This is a genomic window from Aquabacterium sp. OR-4, assembly GCF_025290835.2.
Taxonomy (GTDB): Bacteria; Pseudomonadota; Gammaproteobacteria; order Burkholderiales; family Burkholderiaceae_C; genus Pseudaquabacterium.
The window spans coordinates 479,401-501,123 of record NZ_JAOCQD020000002.1 but is presented as its reverse complement, the minus strand read 5'-3'; the positions used below and the strand labels follow the sequence as shown (position 1 = coordinate 501,123).

The window sequence follows — 21,723 nt, the reverse complement described above, 5'->3', positions numbered from 1 at the left end:
TCACAGCCGTGGTGGCGTCGTGATCCTGATCGTCGAGCCGATCGATCCGGGCGTCATGCAGTGGCTGGTGGCACGCCATCCAGTGCGTTATGCACCCGACCTCGCGCGTGATCCGCGCGCCTTGCGGCAGGCCTTGCCGCAGGTGCGCGCGCTGATCATTCCGTCCACCGTGGCGGTGGACGCCGAGGCACTGGAGCAGGCGCCGCTGCTCAAGGCCGTGGGGCGGCTGTCGGCCGGGGTGGAGAACCTCGATGCCGAGGCCTGCGCCCGGGCCGGCGTGGAGGTGATCCGCCCCACCGATGCCACCGCCCAGGCCGAGGCCGAGTTCGTGATCGGCGCGCTGCTGCAGATGCTGCGGCGGGTGCCGGTGGTCAACGCCGAAGGCCTGCTGGTGGGGCGCGAGCTGGGCGGCGCCACGGTGGGCCTGATCGGGCTCACGCCGGCCAGTGAACCGCTGGCCCGCCTGCTCGAAGCCTTTGGTGCCCACGTGATCGGCTACGAGCCCACGCTGCATGCCAACGATGGCGCGTGGAGCACGCTGCGTGTCGAGCCGGTGAGCCTGCGCGGGCTGATGGAAGAGAGCGACTGCGTGGCGGTGATGCTGAACTACTTCCAGCGCTACCACCGGCTGCTGGGCGAGCGCTACCTGGCCTTCTGCAAGCCCAACCAGGTGATGGTGAGCCTGGGGGCCTCGAGCCTGTTCGACGAGGCCACGCTGGCCGATGTGCTGGGCACCGGCCGCATGGCCGCGGCCTGGTTTGACAGCATGGAGCCGCAGATGCTCGAGGCCGGCCGGCCGCTGCACCAGATCGACACCCTGCAGGTCACGCCGCGTGTGGCCAGCACCACGCGTGAATCACGCGTGCGTGCGGCCTGGGACGTGGCCAAGCGCATCGACACCGCGCTGTCGCTGCCGCCGGTGCCCATCGGGTATTGAGGGCACCCGGTCTCGCGGGTACGCGAGCCCACCCGCCGGGCGGGTGCGGGCCGGCTTGGGGCGGCCCTGCGCTCAGCCCGCTGAAGGCCCCCGGTCTCGCCAACTCTCAGCCCAGCCGCGACAACTGCTCGCGCAGGCGCGCCAGCGTGCTGTGGAAGTCGGCCAGGCGGGCGCGTTCCTGGTCCACCACGGCGGCCGGGGCGCGGGCCACGAAGCTGTCGTTGCCCAGCTTGGCCTCGGCCTTGGTGATCTCGCCTTCGATGCGCGTGATCTCCTTGCCCAGGCGGGCCTGCTCGGCGGCCACGTCGATCTCCACCTTCAGGGCCAGGCGCAGGCCGCCCTGCACGGCCACCGGGGCCATGGCGCTGGCGGTGGCAAAGGCAGCCTCGTCGGTGAACACCTGCACCTCGGCCAGCTTGGCCAGGGCCTTGAGCAGCGGTGCCGCGGCATGGGCAAAGTCGGCATCGGCCGGCGCGCAGGCCAGCAGCAGCGGCACGCGTTCGGCAGGTGACAGGCCCATCTCGCCGCGCAGGCTGCGGCAGCTGTCCACCAGGGCCTTCAGGCGCTGCATCCAGGCGTCGCTGGCGGCATCGATCTTGTCCAGCTGGGCCAGCGGGTAGGCGGCGCCGGCGATGCTGTCATGCGTCTTGCGGCCGGCCACCGGGGCCACGGCCTCCCACAGCTCGGCGGTGATGAAGGGCGCGATCGGGTGCAGCAGGCGCAGCACTGTCTCCAGCGTGCGGATCAGCGTCCGGCGCGTGGCCCGCTGCTCGGCCTCGCCGCCGGTCTGGATCTGCACCTTGGCGATCTCGAGGTACCAGTCGCAGTACTCGTCCCACACGAACTGGTAGATCGCGTTGGCCACGTTGTCGAGCCGGTAGTCGGCAAAGCCCTGGGCCACGGCCGCTTCCACGCGCTGCAGCTCGCTGCTGATCCACTTGTCGGCCGCGCTGAAGCGCATGTAGCCATGGGCCTTGCCACCTTCGACGCAGTCGGCCTTGGTGTGCTCCATCAGGCCGCAATCCTGGCCCTCGCAGTTCATCAGCACGAAGCGCGTGGCGTTCCAGAGCTTGTTGCAGAAGTTGCGGTACCCCTCGCAGCGCTTGGTGTCGAAGTTGACCGTGCGGCCCAGCGTGGCCATGGCCGCGAAGGTGAAGCGCAGCGCATCGGCGCCATAGGCCGGAATGCCCTCGGGAAACTCCTTCTCGGTGGCCTTGCGCACCTTGGGCGCGGTCTCGGGCTTGCGCAGGCCGGTGGTGCGCTTGTCCAGTAGCGGCGCGAGCGCGATGCCGTCGATCAGGTCGACCGGGTCGAGCACATTGCCCTCGCTCTTGCTCATCTTCTTGCCCTGCGCATCGAGCACCAGGCCGTGGATGTAGACGTGCTTGAACGGCACCTGGCCGGTGAAGTGCTTGGTCATCATGATCATCCGGGCGACCCAGAAGAAGATGATGTCGTGGCCGGTGACCAGCACGCTGCTGGGCAGGAACAGATCGAGTTCCTTCGTCCGCTCGGGCCAGCCCAGGGTGCTGAAGGGCACCAGCGCGCTGCTGTACCAGGTGTCCAGCACATCGGGGTCGCGCTGCAGCGCACCGCTGTAGCCGGCGGCCGTGGCCTTGGCGCGGGCCTCGGCCTCGCTGCGGGCCACGAACAGCTCGCCATGTGTGCCGTACCAGGCCGGGATCTGGTGGCCCCACCACAGCTGGCGGCTGATGCACCAGTCCTGGATGTTCTTCATCCACTGGTTGTAGGTGTTGACCCACTGCTCGGGCACGAAGCGCACGTCGCCGCTGCTGACCGCCTCGATGGCTTCTTCGGCAATGCTCTTGCCCTGGTGGCCGGGCTGGGTCATGGCCACGAACCACTGGTCGGTCAGCATGGGCTCGATGACCTGGCCGGTGCGTGCGCAGCGCGGCACCTGCAGCTTGTGCTTCTTGGTCTCGACCAGCAGGCCCTCGGCGTCGAGCTGGGCCACGATGGCCTTGCGTGCGGCAAAGCGGTCTTGCCCGCGGTAGGCCTCGGGGATGTCGGCCATGTCCGACACCACCTTGGCTTCGAGCGTGAAGATGGTCAGCATGGGCAGGCCATGGCGCTGGCCCACCTGGTAGTCGTTGGGGTCGTGCGCCGGCGTGACCTTGACCACGCCGGTGCCGAAGGCCTTGTCCACATAGTCGTCGGCGATCACCGGCACCAGGCGGCCGGTGATCGGCAGCTTCACCTGTTTGCCGATCAGCGCGGCGTAGCGCTCGTCTTCGGGGTGCACCATCACCGCGGTGTCGCCCAGCATGGTCTCGGGCCGGGTGGTGGCCACCACCAGTTCACCCGAACCGTCAGCCAGGGGATAGCGGATGTGCCACAGGAAGCCGTCTTCCTCTTCGCTCTCGACCTCCAGGTCGGAGACGGCGCTCTTCAGGATCGGGTCCCAGCTCACCAGGCGCTTGCCGCGGTAGATCAGGCCCTCGTCGAACAGCTTGACGAAGGTGTCGGTGACCACGCCCGACAGCTTGTCGTCCATCGTGAAGTACTCGTGGCCCCAGCTCACGCTGTCGCCCATGCGGCGCATCTGCTGGGTGATGGTGGCGCCGCTCTTGGCCTTCCACTCCCACACCTTGGCCACGAAGGCCTCGCGGCCCAGGTCGTGGCGGCTCAGGCCCTGCTCCTGCAGCTGGCGCTCCACCACGATCTGCGTGGCGATGCCGGCGTGGTCGGTGCCCGGCACCCACAGCGTGTTGTGGCCCAGCATGCGGTGGTAGCGCGTCAACGAGTCCATGATGGTCTGGTTGAACGCATGGCCCATGTGCAGCGTGCCGGTCACGTTGGGCGGCGGCAGCTGGATGCAGAAGCTGGGCCTGGCGGCATCCAGCGTCGGTGCATAAAGCCCCGATTGCTCCCACAGCGGGCCGAAGCGGGCCTCGATGGCGGCGGGTTCGAAGGACTTGGCGAGCTCGGTCATGGCAGCGGCAGGCGAAAGCAGGCGGGCCGAACGGGCCGCACCCGCTGCACTGGAAGGGAAGGGGATGGCCGATTGTAGGAGGCGCCCCCTGTGCGGCCGGCGCGCGTGGCCGGCGCCCGGCTCACTGGCAGCGGTTGGCCACCGTGTAGTCGATCACCTTCAGCTGGCCGGCGATGATGGCCGCCTTGGCGGCGTCCACCTTCTGGCGCATGGCGGGCGTGACCAGCCGGTCGTTGTGCTGGTCGAGCGCGTAGTCGAGCCCGCCTTCCTTGAGCCCCAGCGCGGTGATGCCGGGCTTCACACCCTGGAAGGCCTGGTAGACCGCCAGATCCACGCGCTTGACCATGCTGGTGAGCATGGTGCCGGGGTGCAGGTGGTTCTGGTTGCTGTCGACCCCGATGGCCAGGATGCCGCCGTCCTTGGCCGCCTGCATGATGCCCAGGCCGGTGGTGCCGGCCGCGGCGAACACCACATCCACACCTTGCGCGATCTGGCCGCGGGTGAGTTCAGCGCCGCGCACCGGGTCGGTCCAGGCGGCCGGCGTGGCACCGGTCATGCTGGTGAGCACCTGCGCCTTGGGGTTGGCGTGGCGCGCGCCCTGCTCGTAGCCGCACAGGAACTTGCGCACCAGCGGAATGTCCATGCCGCCGACAAAGCCCACCTTGCCGCTCTTGCTGGCCAGCGCGGCCAGCATGCCCACCAGGAACGAGCCCTCGTGCTCGCGGTAGACGAAGCTCTGCACATTGGGCGCGTCGACCACCGCGTCGATGATCGCGAATTGCGTCTTCGGGAAGTCGCGCGCCACCTTGCCAATGGCTTCGGCATGCGGAAAGCCGATGGCCACCACCGGGTTGGCGCCGCGCTCGGCAAAGCGCCGCGCCACCTGCTCGCGCTGGGCATGCGCGGCGACCTCGAACTCGGCAAAGGGCTTGCCGGTCTGTTTCTTCCAGCGCTCGGCGCCATCAGACGCGGCCTGGTTGAACGACCGGTCGTGCTTGCCGCCGATCTCGTAGATCACGGCCGGCTCGGCGCGCGCAACGGTGGTCGCTTGCGCCATGGCCAGCAACACGACCCACGCGGCAGCGGGCCGAGCGCCGGGCCGCCCCAAGCCGGCCCGCCGTCCCCTTGGGGGGCCGTGCGCCGTACCCGGCGCACGAGGGGCGGCAAGCCCCATCAGAACATCGCCTTGAACTGCACGCCCCAGGTGCGCGGCTCGTTGATGAAGCCGGTGAGGTTGTTGAAGTCGATGCCGCCCACGATGCGGGTCTGGTTGGTGATGTTGCGACCGAACACCGCCGCGTCGTACATGCCGTTGGCCCAGGTGTAGCCCACGCGCACGCCGCCTTCGGTGAGCGCCTTGCCGGTGAACTCGGTGCTCTCGTACAGGAAGAAGTTGATCTTGCTGCGGTGCACCCAGTCGGTGTAGACGTACAGGTCGCCACCGGCCAGCGGCTGGGTGTACTTCAGCGAGAAGTTCAGCGTGGTCTTGGGCGCCTGGGGCAGGGGGTTGCCGTTGATCAGGGCGTAGGTGGTGGTGCCGATCAGCTTGGTGGGGTCGGTCACCGTGCAGGCCGCGCACACCGCCACGGCCAGATCCTGGTCCTTGATCTTGGTGTCGTTGTAGCCGATGCCGATCGAGGCCAGCAGCTGGTCGCTGATGAAGGCCTGCGCATCCAGTTCGAAGCCCTGGCCGGCGGCCTTCTTGGCGTTGACCAGGATGTTGGCGTTGTTCGAGCCACCCACGGCCGTGAGCTGCAGATCCTTGACCTCGTAGTGGAAGACGCCGAAGTTGATGCGCGCGCGCTTGCCGAACAGGTCGGCCTTGATGCCGGCCTCGACCGAGGTGTTGTCCTCGGGCTTGGCAACCGACTGGCCATTGAACGCGCTGGCGCCCTGCACGCTGGAGCCGCGGAAGCCGGTGGCCGCGCGGGCGTACAGGTTGGTGTCCTTGTCGAGCGCGTAGGTGGCGCTCAGGTCCCAGTTGAACTTGTTGTCCTTGGGCGAGGCCGTGATCGGGCCCTGGCCGGCCAGCTGCGCCAGGGTGCACTTGGCCGACAGCACACAGGGCGCGAAGCCGTTGTTCCAGTAGTCCTCGACGCTGAGGGTCTTCTTGTCCTGGGTGTAGCGCAGGCCGCCGCGCAGGGTCAGTGCCGGGCTCAGCTGGTAGGTGGCCGCACCAAACAGGGCCACGGCGTCGTTCTTCTGGCGCACCCGCTGATAGCCGTCTTGCGGGCTCACGCTGGTGGTGCTGGTGGAGTCGTAGCTGAAGCTCTCGATCTTGTAGTCTTCATTGAAGTAGAAGACGCCGCCCTGCCAGTTCAGCGGGCCACCGGTGTTCGACTCCAGTCGCAGCTCTTGCGTGAACTGGCGATGCTTGGGCATGCCGTCGGCGGTTTCCGAGGCAAAGGGCAGGGCGGCCGTGAAGTACGGGCCGGCGCTGCCATCGATGTCGCCACGACTGAGGGTCTCGACCGACTCGTAGCCGGTGATCGAGTTCAGCGACAGGCCACCGCCCAGCGCCCACTTCAGGCGCAGGTTGGCGCCGATGTTCTGCACTTCCGATTCGTTCTTGCCGTCGAAGGCGACCTTGGTCTTGTCGAAGCCATCGACCAGATCGTTGGTGCCCTTCTTGATGATGTTGGCGCGGAACAGCCGGGCCGAGCCCGTGTAGTCGCGCGCATGCACATTGGCCAGCGCCGAGAAGTCCTTGCCGGCCTCGAACAGGTACTGCACGCGCAGCGCGCTGTCGCGGTAGCCTTCCATCTCGGCGGTCTGCGGGTTGCTGACGGTGTTCTTGACCCAGTCGTTGCGGGTCTGGTTGAGCACCGACACGCGCAGCGCCGAGCTGGCCGAGGTGGGCACGTTGACCATGCCTTCGGCATTGATGGTCTGGTAGCTGCCGTAGCTCAGGCTGCCATAGCCCTCGAACTTCTTGGCCGACGGGCGCGCCGATTCGAACTTCACCACGCCGGCCGGCGTGTTGCGGCCGAACAGCGAGCCCTGCGGGCCGCGCAGCACCTCGATGCGGTCGAGGTCGAAGGCCGGGAAGCCCTTCAGGATCGGGTTCTCCTGCACCACGTCGTCATAGACCAGCGAGACCGGCTGCGAGGCGTTGAGGCGGAAGTCGGTGTTGCCGTAGCCGCGCAGGTAGAAGCGCGGGAACGCGCGGCCGAACGACGACTCGATGTTCAGGCTGGGCACGCGGCCGGCCAGCATGCGCAGATCCTGACCGCTGGTGTTCAGCGACTCCAGCAGATCGCCACCGACCACGCTGATCGAGCTGGGCACGGTCTGCGCGTTCTCGGCGCGGCGCTCGGCGGTCACGGTCACGGTCTGCAGCTGGCCGCCGCTTTGCGCAAAGGCCGGGACGGCAAAGGCCAGCGCCAGCGCAGCGGCCAGCGGGGTGTGGCGGGGGAGTCGGGTCAGGGCAGCATTGGGCACGTCAGGAGCCTCCATGGCGTAGTCGGATGGGCCGAGGCACGCAAGCAGCGTGCCGGGCTGGGAAAGGCCAAACGATTGTGCATGTCACCCTGCTGAAAAGCAGTGACACCGGCCCGACATGGGGCCGGGCCTGTTGCGCCGATCAAACGCCGCGTGCGGGCGGCAGGCATGGCCGCCGGGCGGCGCGAAGGCGGGCGCTGCGGGTGGTCGCTGCGGGTGGCCGCGCGGCGCTGGCGGCCGCGCGGGGCCGGAGGTTCAGTCGCTGCCGGGCGTGACCGCGTCGATGGTCTTCTCGACCACCTTGCCGGTCACCTTGACGCCGGTGGACACCACCGCGCCGGTGACGCTGATGGCCGCACCGGCTGCGGCGCCGGCCACGGTCACCACGGCGCAACCGGGCAGCAGCAGCGCCACCAGGGTGGCGGCCAGCAGCCGGCGCGTGGTGGCCAGGGACGGGCGGGCGTGGGGGGCGGTGCGGCGGTTCATGCGCCGATTGTCGGCCCATCCGGCGCGCGCTGAGCGTCGAAACTGTCGGCAAAAGCGAACCACAGCGAGACGTAGAACACCGCCGTGAACGACAGGCCCAGCGGCATGGCCAACACGCTCAGCCACTGCGCCGAGCCCAGCGCCGCGGTGGCCAGCATGGCCACCACCGCCACCGCCAGCAGCAGGGCCAGCCAGGCCAGTGCGTACACCAGGAACGCGGCGCGCGCCTGCCACACCGCCAGGGTGCTGGAGAACAGGGCCTGCAGTGCACCCTGGCCGCCCCAGTGCACCAGCGCCGGCGCATGCCAGTAGGGCACCGACAGCAGCGCGGTGAGGCCCAGGCGCACCAGCATGCCCCACAGCAGCTGCGGGTTGGCCAGGATGGCGTCGATCTCGGTCGACGGCTTGCCCGGCTGGCCCTCGGCCAGCGCGCGCTGCAGGGCCACGAACAGGCCGTCGTCGGCCCAGTCCGACAGCGTGATCACCAGCATGGCGCCGGCCATGTAGCCGGCACACAGCAGCCACTGCGCGCGCCGCTGGGCCGGCGGGCCCACGCGCAGCCCCTCGATCATCTGCAGCGCATGCACCGGGCCACCGTCGAGCACGCTGCGGCTGGCGATCATGAAGCCCAGGGTCAGCAGCGGCAGCAGGCCCAGGCCGACTGCGCCGCCCACCACCGGCACCACCAGCGCCAGCAGCAGCAGGCCGACCAGGAAGATCACGAACAGGCCCATGAAGGCCAGTGGCCGCTGCCGCCACAGGGCAAAGCCCTGCACGATCCACTGCCAGCCCTGACGCGGGGGCACCGCTTGAAGTCGAAGTCCCATGCTCAGTCGCGCGTTGGATGCCAGGGGGCAGCGATGCGCTCACGCAGCACATGCTCGAAATGTTGCGGGTCCTTGGGCGCCAGCAGCGAGGCCGGGCGCGGCAGGTACCAGTCGGCCAGGCGCGACAGCCAGAAACGCAGCGCCGCGGCGCGCAGCAGCGCCGGCAGCAGGCGCAGCTCGGCCGGCTGCAGCGGGCGCACACGCTGGTAGGCGGCCACCAGGGCCTCGGCGCGGGCCTCGTCGAGCAGGCCGTCGCGGCCGCCCAGGCACCAGTCGTTCAGGCACACCGCCAGGTCGTAGGCCAGGCTGTCGGTGCCGGCAAAGTAGAAGTCGATGCAGCCGGTGAGCTTTTCGTGGCCGGGCAGGCCGTCGAACATGACGTTGTCGCGAAACAGGTCGGCATGCACGGCGCCGTGCGGCAGGGCGGCCAGCGCGGCCGAATCGGCCAGCCGCTGCTGAAAGGCCAGCTCATCGCGCAGCAGCGCCTGGCGCCCGGCATCCAGGTGCGGCAGCACCAGCGGCGCCGTGGCCTGCCACCAGGCCGGCCCACGCAGGTTGGGCTGCTGCGGCGCAAAGTCGGCCACCGCCAGGTGCATGCGCGCCAGCACGGCGCCCAGCTGGGCGCAGTGGTGCAGATCGGGCGCCAGCTGGTGCACGCCGGGCAGGCGGTTGACCAGCGCCGCCGGCTTGCCAGCCACCTGGTGCACCAGGTTGCCGGTGCCATCGGCGCGCGGCTCGGGCACCGGCAGGCCGCGCCGGGCCAGGTGCTGCATCAGCTGCAGGTAGAAGGGCAGCTGCTCGGCGCCCAGGCGCTCGAACAGCGTCAGCACCCATTGCTGCTCGTGGCCCTGCGCATCGCGCGTGCCGACGAAGTAGTTGGTGTTCTCGATGCCGGCGCCAATGCCCTGCAGCGACGCCAGCGTGCCCAGACCCAGGGCGCCAACCAGCGCGCCGGCCTGGGCCGGCGAGACCTCGGTGAAGACGGCCATGCGCTCGCGCGCCGTCAGAAACTCAGCACCGGCCACACCCGCCGGCCGGCCGAGTCGCGGCTTTGCGAGGGGTCTTGCCCGCCCGGGGCCGGCAGCACCTCGTAGGCCGGGGCCGACGCGCCGCCGGCGGCGGCCTTGGGCTGCACGCTGATGCGCTGGGTCTGGCCGCGCACGCGCTGCTCGGCGATGCGCACATGCTCGTCTTCCGAGATGCGGGTGGCGGTGTTGGGCTCGGTGGCGGCCGGCAGCAGGGCCGCACAGCCGGCCAGCGCCAGCACGGGCAGCGCCAGGGCCAGGGTGCGCGGCAGCAGGATCAGGTTCATGCGCCGATTCTACGAAGCGCCCGCCGGCCGTGCGCCGCCTTGCGCGCCGCGGCCACAATGGCGTCATGACCGACCCCGCCCTGCCCATCCTGCTGCTGGTTGACGGCTCCAGCTACCTTTACCGCGCCTACCACGCGATGCCCGACCTGCGCGGCACGGACGGTTTTCCCACCGGCGCGATCCACGGCTTCATCGCCATGATGAAGCGGCTGCGCGAGCAGGTCATCGGCGCCGGCCCGGGCGGCCATGCGGCCTGCGTGTTCGATGCCTCGGGCCCGACCTTCCGCGATGCCTGGTACCCCGAGTACAAGGCCCAGCGCGCGCCCATGCCCGACGACCTGCGCACGCAGATCGCACCCATCCACGAGGTGGTGCGCCTGCTCGGCTGGCCGGTGCTGGAGGTGCCCGGCATCGAGGCCGACGACGCCATCGGCACGCTGGCCCGTGTGGGTGCGGCGGCCGGCCACCGCGTGATCGTGTCCACCGGCGACAAGGACCTGGCGCAGCTGGTCAACGAGCGCGTCACGCTGATCAACACCATGAGCAACGAGACGCTCGATGTGCCCGGCGTGGCGGCCAAGTTCGGCGTGCCGCCCGAGCGCATCGTCGACTACCTCACCCTGGTGGGCGACACGGTGGACAACGTGCCCGGCGTCGAGAAGGTCGGCCCCAAGACGGCGGTGAAGTGGCTGGCCGAGCATGGCTCGCTGGATGGCGTGATGGCCGCGGCCGGCGGCATCAAGGGCGTGGCCGGCGAGAACCTGCGCAAGGCGCTCGACTGGCTGCCGCAGGGCCGGCGCCTGGTCACCGTGGTGACCGATTGCGACCTGGCCGACCATGTGCCCGGCTGGCCGGCGGTGGACGCGCTGGCCCTCAAGCCGGTGGATCAGCCGGCCTTGCTGGGCTTTTTCCAGCGCTTCGGCTTTCGCCAGTGGCGGCGCGAGCTGGAAGGCGAGCTGGGCGTGCCCGGCAGCGAGCCGGCGGCCGAGGCCGCGGGAGCGGCCCCCGGCGCTGCCGGCGCGACCGGTGCGACCGGCGCGACCAGTGGCAACGGCGCGGTCGGGCCCACGCCGCCGGGCGACGCCGGCCTGGCCCGCCAGTACGACACCATCACCAGCCGCGAGCAGCTGGGCGCCTGGATCGCCCGCCTGGCCGCCGCCGAGCTGAGCGCGCTGGACACCGAGACCGATTCGCTCGACCCGATGCGCGCGCGCATCGTCGGCATCTCGTTCGCGGTGCAGCCCGGCGAGGCGGCCTATGTGCCGCTGGCCCACGACGGCCCCGATGCACCCGAGCAGCTGCCGATCGACGAGGTGCTGGCCGCGCTGCGCCCCTGGCTGGAGGACGCGGCCGCCGCCAAGGTGGGCCAGAACATCAAGTACGACACCCATGTGCTGGCCAACCACGGCATCACGGTGCGCGGCTGGCGCCACGACACGCTGCTGCAAAGCTATGTGTTCGAGGCCCACCTGGCGCACAGCCTCGAGAAGCTGGCCGAGCGCCACCTGGGCCGCCGCGGCCTGAGCTACGAAGACCTGTGCGGCAAGGGCGCCAACCAGATCCCGTTCAGCCAGGTGGACGTGGCACGCGCCACCACCTACAGCGGCGAAGACAGCGAGATGACGCTGCAGGTGCACCAGCAGCTCTACCCGCAGCTGGCTGCCGAGCCCGGCCTGAAGCATGTGTACGAGACCATCGAGATGCCGGTGTCGGCCATCCTGGCGCGCATCGAGCGCCATGGCGTGCTGGTGGATGCCGGCGTGTTGGCGCGCCAGAGCCAGCAGCTGGCCCAGCGCATGATGGACCTGGAGCGCGAGGCCTACGAGATCGCCGGACAGCCCTTCAACATGGGCAGCCCCAAGCAGATCGGCGAGATCCTGTTCGTCAAGCTGGGCCTGCCGGTGAAGAAGAAGACCGCCACCGGCGCGCCCAGCACCGACGAAGAGGTGCTGCAGGAGCTGGCCGCCGACTACCCGCTGCCGGCGCGCATCCTCGAGCACCGCAGCCTGGCCAAGCTCAAGGGCACCTACACCGACAAGCTGCCGCAGATGGTGAACCCGGCCACCGGCCGCGTGCACACCAACTATGCGCAGGCGGTGGCGGTGACCGGGCGCCTGTCCAGCAACGACCCCAACCTGCAGAACATCCCGATCCGCACCGCCGAGGGCCGGCGCGTGCGCGAGGCCTTCATCGCGCCGCCGGGGCATGTGATCGTGTCGGCCGACTACAGCCAGATCGAGCTGCGCATCATGGCCCACATGAGCGGCGACCCCGGCCTCACGCGCGCCTTTGCCGAGGGCCTGGACGTGCACAAGGCCACCGCGGCCGAGGTGTTCAACACGGCACTGGAGGCGGTGACCAGCGAGCAGCGGCGCTATGCCAAGACCATCAACTTCGGCCTGATCTACGGCATGGGTGCCTTCGGCCTGGCGCAAAGCCTGGGCATCGAGCAAAAGGCCGCCAAGGACTACATCGACCGCTACTTTGCGCGCTTTGCCGGCGTCAAGCGCTACATGGACGAGATCCGCGCCAGTGCGGCCGACAAGGGCTATGTCGAAACCCTGTTCGGCCGCCGCATCACGCTGCCCGACATCCGTGGCGGCAACGGCCCGCGCCGCGCCGGGGCCGAGCGCCAGGCCATCAACGCCCCGATGCAGGGCACGGCGGCCGACCTGATCAAGCTGGCGATGATCGCCGTGCAGGCCGCGCTGGATGAGCCGGGCCGGCGCTCGGTGATGGTGATGCAGGTGCATGACGAACTGGTGCTCGAGGTGCCCGAGGCCGAGATCGACTGGGCGCGCAGCGAGGTGCCGCGGCTGATGGCCGGCGTGGCGTCCTTGAGCGTGCCGCTGCTGGCCGAGGTGGGCGTGGGACCCAATTGGGAACAGGCGCACTGAGGCGCAATGAGGCGCGATGGGGCGCACTGAGGCGCCTGGCTGCGCTGGCGCCGCGCCGCCGCGTCATGCCGTTTGCGGGCTGGTGATGCGGGCCTTGGCGGCCCTGCTGCACGAGGCCTGGCTGCGCGCACCGGCCCTGGCGGCGTGCCCGACGCCGCGTCGATTGTGGGTAAGCGCAGGTCGTCGTCACGGAATTGTCGTGATACGTTCATAGACTTATGACCATGACTGTTGCCCCCGAGGCGTCCCCAGAGATGCCGGCGCTGCTCAACCGTGAGCGCGCGATCCTTGAGTTCAACCGGCGCGTGCTTGCGCAGGCCCGACGCCCCGACGTACCGCTGCTCGAGCGCCTGCGCTACGTCACCATCATGTCGTCCAACATGGACGAGTTTTTCGAGGTGCGTTTTGCCGACGCGCTGGAGGCCATGCGCCGCGCCGGCCAGGCCGCCGGCAGTGAGCAGTTGCAGCGCGATGCACTCGACGAAGTCACGGCCGAGGCCCATGAGCTGATCGCCGAGCAGTACCGCGTGTTCAACGACGAGGTCATGCCGGCGCTGGCGCGCGAGCGCATCGTCATCCTCAACCATGCCGAGCGCAACGCCGCGCAGCGCGCCTGGGTCTCGCGCTTCTTCGAAACCCAGGTGCAGCCGCTGCTGATGCCGGTGGGGCTCGATCCGGCGCACCCGTTTCCGCTGGTGGCCAACAAGTCGCTCAATTTCATCGTCAGGCTGGGTGGCCACGATGCCTTCGGCCGCCACAACGCGATCGCCATCGTCAAGGTGCCGCGCGCGCTGCCGCGCGTGATCCGCCTGCCCGATGCGCTGATGTCGCCGGGCACCCAGGGCTTCGTGCTGCTCACCAGCGTGATCCGCGCCCACCTCGACGAGCTGTTTGGCGGCCGGCCGGTGGAGTCGTTCTCGCAGTTCCGGGTCACGCGCGATTCCGACATCGACATCGACGAGCTCGATGTGGCCAACCTGCGCCAGGCCATGCGCACCGGCCTGACCACCCGCCACTTCGGCCAGGCCATCCGGCTGGAGGTGGTGGCCAGCTGCCCGGAAGAGCTGTGGCGCATGCTGCTCGAGCAGTTCGAGCTGCCCGAGGCGGCGCTGTACCGCGTCAACGGCCCGGTGAACCTGGTGCGCCTGAACCAGCTGATCGACCAGGCCGACGGCGCCGCGCTGCGCTTCAAGCCGCTCGAGCCCTCCTGGCCCAGCGGGCGGCTGCCGCGCAACGAGTCGATCCTGGCCCGCGTGGCCCAGGGTGACATCCTGCTGCACCACCCCTTCGAGAGCTTCGAGCCGGTGGAGGCCTTCCTGCGCGAGGCGGTGGCCGATCCGGCGGTGCTGGCGATCAAGCAGACCATCTACCGCACCGGCAGCGAGAGCGTGCTGATGGAGCTGCTGATCGAGGCCGCCCGCCGCGGCAAGGAAGTGACCGTGGTGGTCGAGCTCAAGGCGCGCTTCGACGAGGAGGCCAACATCAACTGGGCCGAGCGCCTGGAGGCGGTGGGGGCGCAGGTGGTGTACGGCATCGTCGGCTTCAAGACCCACGCCAAGCTGATGCTGGTGACCCGCCGCGAGACCACGCGCCGCGGCCAGCCGCTGCTGCGCCGCTATGCCCACCTGTCCACCGGCAACTACAACCCCAAGACCGCACGCCTGTACACCGACGTGGGCATGCTCACCGCCGACCCGCTGCTCACCGCCGATGCCGATGCGGTGTTCCACCAGCTGGCCAGCCTGACCAAGGTGCGCACGCCGCGCCACCTGCTGACCGCGCCGTTTGCGCTGCACCGCCGGCTGCTGTCGTGCATGTCGCTGGTGGCCGACGCGGCGCGGGCCGGCCAGCCGGCGCGCATCGTCGTCAAGGTCAATGCGCTCACCGACCCGGGCCTGATCCATGGGCTGATCGCGGCCAGCCAGGCCGGCGCCGAGATCGACCTGATCGTGCGCGGCGCCTGCATGCTGCCGCCGGGCATCGCCGGCATCACCGACCGCATCCGCGTGCGCTCGGTGGTGGGCCGCTTTCTCGAGCACACCCGGGTGCTGTACTTCCGCTGGGGCCGGCGCGACGAGGACGAGATGCTCTACCTCTCCAGCGCCGACTGGATGGGCCGCAACATGTTCCGTCGCATCGAGGTGGCCTGGCCGGTGCGCGACGCCGCGCTGCGCCAGCGCGTCATCGACGAATGCCTGGTGCCCTACCTGCACGACCGCTGCGACGCCTGGCAGCAAGACAGCCAGGGCAGCTACCAGCGCCTGGGCGAGCACGGCCCCAGCGCCCAGGGCGCGCTGGCGCGCCGCTTCATGACCGCCGGCTGAAGGAGCGCGTGGCGATGGACCTGATCCTGTGGCGCCACGCCGAGGCACGCGATGCCCGCGAGGGCGAGGACGACCTGGCGCGGCCGCTCACGCCGCGCGGTGAAAAGCAGGCCCAGCGCATGGCCGATTGGCTGAACCGCTTTCTGCCCGAGACCACCCGCGTGATCGTGAGCCCGGCGCTGCGCACGCGGCAGACCGCCGAGGCGCTGGGCCGCAAGTGCCGGGTGATCGAGTCGCTGGGCCCCGGCGGCAGCGCCGATCAGCTGCTGGCCGCGGCGCGCTGGCCCGACAGCCGCGAGCCGGTGCTGGTGATCGGCCACCAGCCCACACTGGGCCAGACCGCCGCCTGGTTGATGGCCGGCGCGGCGGCGCTGGAGGCGCCGGTGTGGTCGGTGCGCAAGGGCGGCGTGTGGTGGCTGCGCCACCGCGAGCGCGATGAGGGCGCCGAGGTGGTGCTGGTGGCCGTGCGCACGCCCGACAAGCTGTAGCGCGGCGCCCGGCCACGCCGGGCCCGGCGGCCGCTGACGCGGCTGAGAGGGCGAGAGACCCTCAGCCTCTCAGGCGAGGGCCAGCACAAGCCGCGGGGTCTGCCGCACCCAGGCTTCGGCCTCTTCGCGCAGCAGGTGCAGCGTGCGCGGATGGGCCTCGGCCCACAGCCGCGTCCAGCCCAGGCGGGCCTGGCGGCCGTCGCGCTTCAGGTGCAGGGCGTGGCCGTCGACCGCGTCGCGGGCGTGGCACTTGATGACCGCCAGGCGCAGCGCCAGCACCTGCCAGGCAAACAGCTCGCTGGCCAGCTGGGCCTCGCTCTTGCGCAGGCCGCCGCGCTGGGCCAGCACCAGGTCGGCGATGCGGCGCTGCTGGCTTTGCGAGAAACCCGGCGCATCCACATGGCTCAGCAGGTAGGCGCTGTGGCGGTGGTGGTCGTGGTGCGAGACCATCAGGCCCAGCTCGTGCAGATCACAGGCCCAGCCCAGCTCGCGCAGCGATTCGGCGTCGATGTCGGGCAGGGCCTGCAGCAGCAGGCTGGTGGCCACCTCGCGCACGCGCTGCGCCTGGGCCACGTCCACCTGGAAGCGGCGCTGCAGCTCGGCGCTGCTGATGTCGCGCATGTCGTGTGCACCGTCGGCCTGGCGCAGCGCGTTGTGGCGCTCGGCCAGATCAACGATCACGCCCTGGCGCAACGCGCCCTTGGCCGGCTTGAGCTCGGTGATGCCGAAGTGCGTGGCCAGCGTGTACAGCAACGCCAGGCCGCCGCCCAGGATGGCCTTGCGGTCCTCGCGCAGCGAGGGCAGGTTCAGCTTGCTCACGCTGCCGGCCGCCAGGCACTGGCCGATGCACCAGCGCAGGCCGTCGGGGGTGATGGTGCCGTCGCTGCGGCCGGCGGCGGCCAGGATCTGCGACACCGCGCCGGCCGTGCCCGACGAACCCAGCGCCTCGCGCCAGTGCTCGGGCGCAAAGGGGGCGAGTGCCTCCTCCAGCTCGGCGCCGGCGGCCACCTGGGCATCGCGAAAGCGCTGCTCGGTGTAGCGGCCGTCGGGAAACCAGCGCATCGACAGGCTCACGCTGCCCACGCGGAACGACTCGGTGACCTTGGGCACGCGGCCCTGGCCGACGATCATCTCGGTGCTGCGCCCGCCGATGTCGATCACCAGCCGCGGCGCGTCGGACGGCTGCAGGTGCGACACGCCAGCGTAGATCAGGCGCGCTTCCTCGCGGCCCGAGATCACCTCGATCGGGTGGCCCAGCGCCGCCTCGCCGCGCAGCAGGAAGGCATTGCGGTTGCGCGCCTCGCGCAGCGTCTGCGTGGCCACGGCGCGCACCTGCCCGGGCTCGAAGCCGGCCAGGCGCTGGGCAAAACGCGCCAGGCAGTCCAGCCCGCGCTGGGCGCTGTCTTCGGTCAGGTAGCCGTTGCTGTCCAGGCCGCCGCCCAGGCGCACGGTTTCCTTCAGGTAGGCAATGCGGCGGTAGCGCCCGTGCTGCAACTGGCCGATCTCGAGGCGAAAGCTGTTCGATCCGATGTCGATCGCTGCCAGCGGAGCGCCGGGAGGTGGGGGGCGTGGGCTCATGTTGGGCGCGATGCTAGCGGCAAATCCGGGCTGGACGGCCGCGCAGCGCCGGGCTTTCTAGAATGGCGGGTTGCCGTCAACCGCAGGAGCCCCCTTGGCCCCCTTGGCCCACCCGATCCCGCCAGCCCCCGACCGCCTGCTGCGCCGCCATGGCCCGGCCTGACGCCGCCGTGCGGCAGGGCCGCGATCGCACCCGTCCGGCGCTGCCCGTGCCGATGCCAGCCTTGACGGGGGAACGCGCTTGTCGATGACCCTGGGCTACATCGTGCTGGCCACGCTGGCCGGCGGCGTGCTGTCGGTGCTGCTGGCGGCCTCGCTCACCCAGGCCTTGCTGGCCGTGCTGGTGCGCCACCTGGTCAGCCTGTCGGTCGGCGTGTTGCTGGGCACGGCCTTGCTGCACGTGCTGCCCGAGGCCTTCGAGCAAGGCCATCAGCTGGGCATCGAGCCGCATCCGCTGTTTCTGACGCTGCTGGGCGGCCTGCTGTTCTTCTTTCTGCTGGAGAAGGCCGAGCTGTACCGCCATGCCCATCACCATGAGGGCGACGGCCACCACCACCATCACCACTTCGACGCCGAGCAGGCCGGGCGTGGCGGCTTCAGCGTGCTGGTGGGCGACAGCATCCACAACTTCTGCGACGGGCTGATCATCGCCGCGGCCTTTCTGGCCGACACGCAGCTGGGCGTGGTCACCGCACTGGCCATCATCGCCCACGAGATCCCGCAGGAGGTGGGCGACACCATCGTGCTGATCAACGCCGGCTTCACGCGGCGCAAGGCCCTGGCCTACAACGCGCTGTCGGGCCTGGCGGCAGTGGCCGGCGGGGTGCTGGGCTACTACATCGCCGGGCCCTGGCAGGCGCTGTTTCCGTACCTGCTGGTGGTGGCCTCGAGCAGCTTCGTCTACGTGGCCGTGGCCGATCTGCTGCCCCAGCTGCAGCGCCGGCTGTCATGGCGCGACAACGTGGCCCAGCTGGGCTGGATCGCCGTGGGCCTGGGCCTGATCGTGCTGGTCAAGAGCCTGCAGCACGGCAGCCACTGAACCCTACTTGATCACCAGCACCGGCAGCGGGCTGTGGGTCAAGACACGGCTGGTCTCGCTGCCGATCAGCAGCGCGGCCATGCCGCGGCGGCCGTGCGAGGCCATCACGATCAGGTCGCAGGCCTTGTCCTTGGCCAGGTCGAGGATCGCCTCCCACGGATGCAGGGCCTCCACGGTGCTGCCCTCGCAGGCCACGCCGGCGGCGGTGGCGGCCTCGAGCACCGCGCTCACCCGATCCTTGGCGATGCGCTCCTGCGCGTCGTAAAACTCCTGCGGCGGCACCGGCTGCATCTCGGAGATGGCGCTGTAGGGGAAGGGCTCCTTGACGCTGATCACCACCAGCGCCGCGCCGCTGAGCTTGGCCAGCGCGATGGCCGACGACACCGCCTTGGCCGTGATCTCGGAGCCATCGGTCGGAACCAGGATGCGTTGGTACATGCGAACTCCTTGCAGGGAAAGCCGGCGAACCGGCGACTCGGCTTCAGTGTGCGCGCATGGTCGGAGACGGGCTTGATCGGTGTCAATCCGGGCGGGCGCGCAGGCGCGCCGCCGCCATGCCGGCACATACGATCAGTCCCATGCCGGCCAGCGCCGCGGCATGCACCGGGTCGTCAAACAGCATCACGCCCCAGCCGAACGAGAACACGATGCCCAGGTACTGCAGCGTGGCATTGGTGAGCGGCCGGCCGATGGCGTAGGCGCGGGTCATCAGCAGCTGCGCCGTGGTGGCCAGCAGGCCGGTGGCCAGCAGCAGGCCCAGCCCGCGCGCGCTGTGGGCATGCCAGCCCTGGCCCAGCATCACCAGCGCCGCGCCTGCCACGGCGCCGCAGATCGAGAAGTAAAACACCACGCGCGACTCCGGCTCGCCCGCCCGCCCCAGCGCCGTGACCTGAAAGTAGGCCATGGCCGACAACATGCCCGAGGCCAGTCCGGCCACACCGCCCCACACCGGGTAGCCGTTCAGCGTGGGCTGCAGGATCAGCACCACCCCCGCGAAGCCGGCGGCCACGGCGGCCAGCAGGCGCGCATCCAGTCGTGCACTGTGCCGCCAGGCCGCGCTGGCGATCACGAACACCGCCATCCACACCGACGACATGTAGTTCAGCGTCACCGCGGTGGCCAGTGGCAGCACGGCAATGGCCGAGAACCACAGCAGCAGGGCGCTCACGCCCGAGGCGCTGCGCCAGACATGCAGCCCCGGCACCTGGGTGCGCATGCCGACCCCGTGCCAGCGCCCCCAGGCCCACATGGTGCAGGCCCCGACCAGGCCGCGGTAGAAAACGATCTCGGGCGCCGAGTACGAGGCCGACGCCAGCTTCACGGCCACGCCCATCATCGAGAACAACAGGGCGGCCAGCACCATGAACAACACTGCTTGCATGCAGCGATTGTCAGCGTTTTCTCAAAAAGCTTGCGCAGGCCAAAATAGCTGTGCTATAGTCCTAGCTTCACCAGCGAGGAGTGGTAGTTCAGTTGGTTAGAATACCGGCCTGTCACGCCGGGGGTCGCGGGTTCGAGCCCCGTCCACTCCGCCAATATCAAAGCGAAGCCGTTGTAAGTCATTGACTTGCAACGGCTTTTTGCTTTTTTGCCCCTGGTTTTGCTACCCCGTTTGCGGTCGACGGTGCTACCCCGAATTGGCTTCGGTGTAGCAGTCCGGTGTAGCAGTGCGGTGTAGCAGCCGCCCCGACACATCGAAGTGCTCGCCGAGGTCGACCCCCCGACCAGGAGCACCGATGATTCAATCCAACAGCAACGTTCGCACCCTTGAGCTGGTGGGCGGCAGGGCAGTAGCCAAGCTGCCGCAGTACATGTTCAAGCGCGGCGAGACCTACTACTTCAAGCGCAAGATTCCAGCAGGGGCGGCTGAAGCCTTTCCTGACTACAAGGAACAGGTCTGGAAGTCGCTGGAGACCAACCTCTTGACCAAGGCCAAGGTCCGCCTCGCGGTCGAAGTCACCGAGTTCAACCTGACGCTGGCGGCCTTTCGTCGAAAGCAGGCAGCTCGCGACTCCGAGCAGGAGGGTGAGCCACCTCAGCGTCGACCTGTTCTGGCTGCCGTCCAGGGACGACTGCCCACACAGGGAGCTCTGACGCCAAGTGTCCAGACCCGTGTCGACGCTTCGCCTCCCAGTCGGGCGCAGGCTCAGCCTGAAAAGGAGCGCATCGAGCTGATTCGAACCCTCGAGGCAGGGCTTCATCGACTGCAACAGCTCGCACCTGGCGCCGCGTTGCCATCGGCCAGGTCGGACACCCATGGGGCCCCGACTGCCCCGACTGCCCCGAAGGCAAATCCGCGAAGCACCCCGATGGCGACCTCCTCCGCTCAGGTGGAGCTCAAGGGACCCAAGCAGACGATGCTGCACCTCTTCGAAGACTGGAAGCGCACGCAGACCCGGCACCGGACCATCAGCTCGGTGGAAACCGCGGTGCTGGAGTTCCGAGAGCTCCACGGACCCATCGCAGTGGACAGCATCACCAGACCCATGGTTCGGGCGTATCGCGACCAGCTCCTTGAACGGAACCTGTCCCGCGGCACCATCGAGAACCGCCTTGGCTTCTTGTCGACCCTGGTTCGGCATGGCATGACCGAGCTCGTTGAGCACATGACGGGCAACCCGTTCGAGCGCATCGAAATTGTCGGGGCGGTCGGCCTGAAGCCTGGAAAGAAGAGGAGGGCGTACGAAACCTGGGAGCTGAACCAACTCTTCGCCAGTCCGCTCTACACCCAGGGGTACCGGCCCAAAGGTCAGGCCAGCGACGCTGCCTACTGGCTCCCACTCTTGGGGCCATTCGTCGGCGCCCGCATCGAAGAGCTGTGCCAGCTGACCGTGGTGGACGTCCAGAGCATCAACGGCGTCTGGTGTCTGCGCATCTGCAACCTCGACGACGACCAGAACATCAAGAACGACGGGTCATTTCGCCGTGTGCCGCTGCACGAGGAGGTCATCTGCTGTGGTTTCTTGCGCTACGTGGCCACGATGGCCGCCGCAGGCCACCGCCGAGTTTTCCCCACGCTCAGCAACGTCAACGCTAACCAGATTTACTCTAACGCTCCGGGAAAGTGGTTTGGACGTTACCTGGACTCGATTGGCATGAGCGACCGCCGGCTGGACTACCACTCCTTCCGCTACCTGTTCAAGCAGCGGTGCAGCCTCAGCGGCATCGACAACGAGGTGCGGGATGCGCTGACGGGGCACTGGGCCAGCGACAGCAACGCCAGCCGGGTCTACATGCGGGCCGAGGAGCGACAGTACCCGTTCCCGAAGCTTGTGGAGGCCATCAAGACGTTGCGGTACGACGAGTTGAAGATTGAGCACCTGCACGTCGCGGACCCCTACGAGGGCGTCGCCGAAAACCTGGTTCGTTGAGGACATCGCCAAACCTGTGCGTGCGCGCACAGGTTGGCCATCTGACCCTCTTCCGCTCGACCAGTGCTGG

The 21,723-nt window shown here is 69.5% G+C and carries 16 protein-coding genes and 1 tRNA gene; 7 read left to right on the top strand and 10 right to left on the bottom strand.

Annotation, left to right across the window (positions count from 1 at the left end):
• The first annotated feature begins 19 nt into the window (after nucleotides 1-19).
• Nucleotides 20-937 (top strand): NAD(P)-dependent oxidoreductase, encoded by a 918-nt coding sequence (locus tag N4G63_RS14440; RefSeq protein ID WP_260786167.1) that lies wholly within the window; start codon nucleotides 20-22, stop codon nucleotides 935-937.
• A 106-nt stretch (nucleotides 938-1,043) separates the two neighbouring features.
• Here N4G63_RS14440 and N4G63_RS14435 read toward each other — a convergent pair whose 3' ends face one another.
• The 7 genes from N4G63_RS14435 to N4G63_RS14405 all read right to left on the bottom strand — a co-directional run bounded on the left by N4G63_RS14435 (nucleotide 1,044) and on the right by N4G63_RS14405 (nucleotide 9,956).
• A complete protein-coding gene (locus tag N4G63_RS14435) occupies nucleotides 1,044-3,890 on the bottom strand; it encodes a valine--tRNA ligase (protein ID WP_314599856.1) in 2,847 nt (948 codons plus the stop codon).
• Between the two features lie 121 nt (nucleotides 3,891-4,011).
• Nucleotides 4,012-4,947 (bottom strand): BMP family lipoprotein, encoded by a 936-nt coding sequence (locus tag N4G63_RS14430; RefSeq protein ID WP_314599855.1) that lies wholly within the window; start codon nucleotides 4,945-4,947, stop codon nucleotides 4,012-4,014.
• Between the two features lie 116 nt (nucleotides 4,948-5,063).
• A complete protein-coding gene (locus tag N4G63_RS14425) occupies nucleotides 5,064-7,331 on the bottom strand; it encodes a TonB-dependent receptor (RefSeq protein WP_260786165.1) in 2,268 nt (755 codons plus the stop codon).
• 255 nt (nucleotides 7,332-7,586) lie between these two features.
• A complete protein-coding gene (locus N4G63_RS14420) occupies nucleotides 7,587-7,817 on the bottom strand; it encodes a hypothetical protein (RefSeq protein WP_260786164.1) in 231 nt (76 codons plus the stop codon).
• Entirely contained in the window at nucleotides 7,814-8,644 is an 831-nt protein-coding gene (locus N4G63_RS14415) for a BPSS1780 family membrane protein (RefSeq protein WP_314599854.1), read from the bottom strand. The genes N4G63_RS14420 and N4G63_RS14415 overlap by 4 nt, the downstream gene beginning before the upstream one ends.
• Nucleotides 8,645-8,646: 2 nt before the next feature.
• Nucleotides 8,647-9,633 (bottom strand): homoserine kinase, encoded by a 987-nt coding sequence (locus N4G63_RS14410; RefSeq protein ID WP_260786162.1) that lies wholly within the window; start codon nucleotides 9,631-9,633, stop codon nucleotides 8,647-8,649.
• Nucleotides 9,634-9,647: 14 nt separating this feature from the next.
• The gene (locus N4G63_RS14405; RefSeq protein WP_260786161.1) at nucleotides 9,648-9,956 is read right to left on the bottom strand and encodes a hypothetical protein; all 309 of its coding nucleotides are present in this window, start codon (nucleotides 9,954-9,956) and stop codon (nucleotides 9,648-9,650) included.
• A gap of 65 nt (nucleotides 9,957-10,021) precedes the next feature.
• On the opposite strand from N4G63_RS14405, the gene polA reads away from it, so the two are divergent.
• The 3 genes from polA (at nucleotide 10,022) to sixA (ending at nucleotide 15,665) form a co-directional block, all read left to right on the top strand.
• A complete protein-coding gene (gene polA, locus N4G63_RS14400; RefSeq protein WP_314599853.1) occupies nucleotides 10,022-12,853 on the top strand; it encodes a DNA polymerase I in 2,832 nt (943 codons plus the stop codon).
• A gap of 218 nt (nucleotides 12,854-13,071) precedes the next feature.
• On the top strand, nucleotides 13,072-15,177 hold the full coding sequence (ppk1, locus tag N4G63_RS14395) for a polyphosphate kinase 1 (protein WP_260786160.1): 2,106 nt from the start codon (nucleotides 13,072-13,074) through the stop codon (nucleotides 15,175-15,177).
• 14 nt (nucleotides 15,178-15,191) lie between these two features.
• Complete coding sequence (sixA, locus tag N4G63_RS14390; RefSeq protein ID WP_260786159.1) at nucleotides 15,192-15,665, top strand: phosphohistidine phosphatase SixA; 474 nt, start codon at nucleotides 15,192-15,194, stop codon at nucleotides 15,663-15,665.
• 69 nt (nucleotides 15,666-15,734) lie between these two features.
• On the opposite strand, the gene N4G63_RS14385 is transcribed toward sixA, so the two are convergent.
• Entirely contained in the window at nucleotides 15,735-17,243 is a 1,509-nt protein-coding gene (locus tag N4G63_RS14385) for a Ppx/GppA phosphatase family protein (RefSeq protein WP_260786158.1), read from the bottom strand.
• 247 nt (nucleotides 17,244-17,490) lie between these two features.
• On the opposite strand from N4G63_RS14385, the gene N4G63_RS14380 reads away from it, so the two are divergent.
• Nucleotides 17,491-18,282, top strand: a complete 792-nt coding sequence (locus tag N4G63_RS14380) for a ZIP family metal transporter (RefSeq protein WP_260786706.1) — start codon at nucleotides 17,491-17,493, stop codon at nucleotides 18,280-18,282.
• A 3-nt stretch (nucleotides 18,283-18,285) separates the two neighbouring features.
• Here the strand turns inward: N4G63_RS14380 and N4G63_RS14375 are convergent, their stop codons facing one another.
• Both N4G63_RS14375 and N4G63_RS14370 read right to left on the bottom strand, forming a co-directional pair.
• Complete coding sequence (locus N4G63_RS14375) at nucleotides 18,286-18,720, bottom strand: universal stress protein (protein ID WP_260786157.1); 435 nt, start codon at nucleotides 18,718-18,720, stop codon at nucleotides 18,286-18,288.
• 82 nt (nucleotides 18,721-18,802) lie between these two features.
• Nucleotides 18,803-19,663: a DMT family transporter gene (locus tag N4G63_RS14370; RefSeq protein ID WP_260786156.1), complete on the bottom strand. Its 861-nt coding sequence runs from the start codon at nucleotides 19,661-19,663 to the stop codon at nucleotides 18,803-18,805.
• 77 nt (nucleotides 19,664-19,740) lie between these two features.
• Between N4G63_RS14370 and N4G63_RS14365 the strand changes: the two genes are divergently transcribed.
• Both N4G63_RS14365 and N4G63_RS14360 read left to right on the top strand, forming a co-directional pair.
• Nucleotides 19,741-19,817 (top strand) — tRNA-Asp (locus N4G63_RS14365).
• A 201-nt stretch (nucleotides 19,818-20,018) separates the two neighbouring features.
• Nucleotides 20,019-21,653 carry a DUF6538 domain-containing protein gene (locus N4G63_RS14360; protein ID WP_314599851.1) on the top strand — a complete coding sequence of 545 codons (1,635 nt, stop codon included), beginning with the start codon at nucleotides 20,019-20,021 and terminating at the stop codon, nucleotides 21,651-21,653.
• The last annotated feature ends 70 nt before the right edge of the window (nucleotides 21,654-21,723 follow it).